Below are 3,513 nucleotides of genomic sequence, written 5' to 3'. Positions count from 1 at the left end.
GGTGGTGCTGCCTTCTCCGCCGTCGATGACGGTGCCGGTGTGCACGGTGCTCGATTGGCGCGTGCGGCTCTCGCCGGTCTGCACGCGCGTTTCCTCGCGCGTTTCCATGTCGCCGTTGTAGGTGACGTAGGTCTGATACTGGGCGCTGCGCTCGTCGCTGCTCGTCGTCTTGGCGGTCGTGCCCAGGCGGATGTCGCCGCTCGCGTACAGGCCCGCGCCGGTCTTGCCCGACACCCGGCTGGCATCCAGCACGATGTTCCCGCCCGCATCCAACGCAATCCTGCCCGCGTCGCTGGTGAACTGGCCGTCGGTGGCCGCAATGCTGCCATCGGCCTGCAGGTAGCCGCCGTTGTGCGCCACGATGGCGCCCCGGCTGTTGGCGATGTCGCCCTGGATGCTGGTCAGCAGGCTGCCCGCTTCGATCCGGCCTTGCTCGTTGTTCAGGCCACCGCCGGACAGCCGCATCACGCCGCCGGCCTGGATGCCGGCGCCGAAGTTGTCGATGCCCCCAGCGGCCGCAATGATCAGGCTGTTGCCGACCTCGAACTGGCCCCGGTTGATGAACTGGCCGTTCAGGTTGAGCGCCAGGTCGTTGGCGCTGATGCCGCCCGGCACGATGTGCAGTTGGCTCCAGTCGGGCAGCGCCACGCTGGCGCCCCCGCCCAGCAGCGCACCGATGCCGCCTTGCGGCGTGCTCACGTCCACCCGCGGCAGGGCCAGCGGCTTGGTGTTGACGAACTCGGGGGGAACCTCGCCCGGCACACCGGGGCCGCCCGTGCCCACCGTGACGTTGCCCGCGCCTGCGTTGTTCGCTCCGCTGCCCCCTCCGATGGGTCCAGGCAGCGTGTCCGGCCGATTCACTCCGACGAAGGCAGTGGCAACAAAAGGGCACCCGTTGCCAGCCACAGCATCTGCTATTAAATAAATAGCAGCATGCCCCAGTGCTAATTGCGGTGGAGGGCTTTTTGACTCATGACTCCGAGAGGGCGACGCCATCGTGATCAGTAGCGCAACGCCCAATGCAACGCAAATGTCCTTTGATCCGAGGGTGAGTCTCACGATATTGCGGTTCGGGTTTTAACCCACTTAAATCGACCCCGACAGCAAAACTATTGATATTTAAACCCAAAGAACAAACCCACCTCCAATAATTTCACCGCATTCACCCCATGCAATACAAAAGAATAAACCTCCAGCAGGGAAATTATATTTTCATAGGCCAAGCCATACTCTCCAACCTCTATGAACTCATCTATCGAGTTCATTTGATCCACGAAATTTAACCTTTCCTTTGGGAAAAGAGGTGCCAAATGATCTTGTTGACGTATATTTTCCAAGATTTTCCTAAGATTTTCCTCCAAAATTATCTCATTCATTTTTTCGGATTCCTTCCTGTATTTAGAGGAAAAGCAGAAACAATTCTATTTTTCGATGTGTCATAAACAACCTTAATTTCAACTCCATCTTTGATTCCGGTACCAGTGACATATCCCCGGCCATCTGGCGTCGACCAATTAGTTTTAGGATCTGTAGCGATATCAGACACAACACCAAGTATTTTTCCATCCGACCAAGAGGAGGGAAACTCACTTTTGTTTGGTTTACCTGTTCCAAAACGATGACCACCCCCAGTAGCGTCACCATCCAAAATATGAGTGGTCCCACGCGGATCAACCAAACTAAGATCATCATCAGGAGCATGAGCATAAAAGTTGGGATCGAAAATCGGTCGTTTACCTTCTGCATAGCCATTATCCGAATTTCCCACAGGAGATTTACCATCAATTTGATTTCCCCCTGTATTAGCATTACCACGCGGCCCTTCATTGGGCTTGGTCGTCGAGTTCCCACCGGGTATCGGATTCTCCGTCTGGTCCCCGCCCGTGTTGGTGGGTCCTTGCACCGGCGTCCCAGGCTTGCCTGGCGTTCCACCAAAGACGTTCACGCCCATCACCGCCGCAGCCGCCATACACGCCGGACTGATGCGGCAACCTCGCAGCACGGTTTCATCGACCGCTTCGCCCACACGCTGCAAATCTTGCACCGCAGAGATCAGCTCCGGACCCACGTTCTTGGCGCAAGCAGGCATCGCAAAACAGGTTGCCAGCGCCACGCCGCCGCCTTCCTTGATGAGCCGTACAGCAAACGCTGCCGTGTTGTTGGCAGCTTCATTGCCCCCCGCAGCCGCGCCGGAGTTTCCGCCAACCGCACCGCCCACGCCCAAGCCATAGCCCTGCACCAGGGCTTGCACCATCGGCTCGGGAAGTCCCGAACCACGCAGTAGCGCCTGTGCCTGGGGTGCGGTCATGGAGGTGACCCCGGCGCCCACCGCGCCGCCCACGCCACCCGCGGCGCCTCCAATCAGCGCATGGCCCACCGCACGGCAGGTGCCCGACGGGCCCCAGCATTCGGCGCCCTCCTCATCGCCGTTTTGAAGCGCTTTCGCGTATTGCTGGGTCGAGTAGTTGCCCCAGGCAGTGCTACCTTGCTTGCCGAACTCCCTGGTGATGGTGATCTGCGCATTCACCTCATCACTCACCCGGTTCTTGTCGAAGATGGGTTTGATGCCGGTCTCTTGATCGCCCGTGCGGGCCTGTGCGTTGCCCGCCACCCCGGAGATGCCCGCGCGGCTCGTGCTTTGCGCATTGCCCTTGTCGCTGCCCACACCCGCGCCGCTGCTGCCCAGCTGGCTGCCCACGCCCACCGTGACCTCGAACCCGCTGGCGTTGTAGCTGGCCCGGTTGTCCAGGTCGCTCATCGTGAGCGTGCCGCCGGTGCTGAACGTGTTCTTGCCGTTATCGATGGCCGCCTGCGTGCTGGTGATGGCCCCGCCCTTCAAGTCGGTGTTGCCCTTCACGCTGACGTCGAAGCCGCCGTTGCCGGCACGGATGCCGCTTTGCTCGCCCACGCTTTGGTAGTCGCTGTCGATCTGCGTGCGGCCCACGGTGATGCTGCCGCCCACGCGCCCGGCCCCGATGGGCACGCTGATCCCGAAGCCGCTGCTTCGGCCCGTCTCGTTGTACCGGCTGGTGTCCTGAAGGCTTTCGATGGCGAGGTTGCCGCCCACGTCGGCCCGCACGGCATCGGCCACGATGGTGGCCCCGCGCAGGGTGGTGTCGCCCGCGCTTTGCACGCTGGCCGTGCCGCCTGCGCGGATGTGCGTGTTGGTGTAGCTCACGCTCTCGCCGCTGCCCTGGCCCCGCGCCCGGCTGGCGCTGGCGTTCACGCTCACGCTCCCCGGGCCAATGCTCACGCCGATGCTGCCCGAGCTGCTGCTGCGGCTGTTCTGTTCCGCAAAGCGGTTCTCGGCTGCTTCCAGAACGATGTTGCCCTTTTGCGCGATCAGGCCCACGTTCTTGCCCGCCTCGATGTCGCTGCCCCGCACGCGCAGGTCGCCATCGGTGGCGGTGATGTGCACGTTGCCGTCGGCACGCACTGCAGAGCCAGCAGCACTGTCCACCTGGTAGGCGCTGGTGCTGCGGCTTTGGCTGCTGCCCAGGCTGATGTTGAAGC

At 61.5% G+C, this 3,513-nt stretch carries 3 protein-coding genes; all 3 read right to left on the bottom strand.

All coding sequences use genetic code 11. The features are described 5' to 3' along the window. A partial coding sequence (locus tag AVKW3434_RS24130; protein WP_284407861.1) for a hypothetical protein occupies nt 1-861 on the bottom strand: 861 nt, incomplete at its 3' end. Between the two features lie 248 nt (nt 862-1,109). Then, entirely contained in the window at nt 1,110-1,376 is a 267-nt protein-coding gene (locus AVKW3434_RS24125; RefSeq protein WP_284407860.1) for a hypothetical protein, read from the bottom strand. Then, nucleotides 1,373-3,513: hemagglutinin repeat-containing protein (locus AVKW3434_RS24120; protein WP_284407859.1), on the bottom strand; the 2,141-nt coding region annotated here is incomplete at its 5' end. The genes AVKW3434_RS24125 and AVKW3434_RS24120, both read right to left, overlap by 4 nt.

This window comes from Acidovorax sp. SUPP3434, assembly GCF_030159015.1.
Lineage (GTDB): Bacteria > Pseudomonadota > Gammaproteobacteria > Burkholderiales > Burkholderiaceae_C > Paracidovorax.
This window is presented reverse-complemented; position numbering and strand designations above follow the sequence as displayed.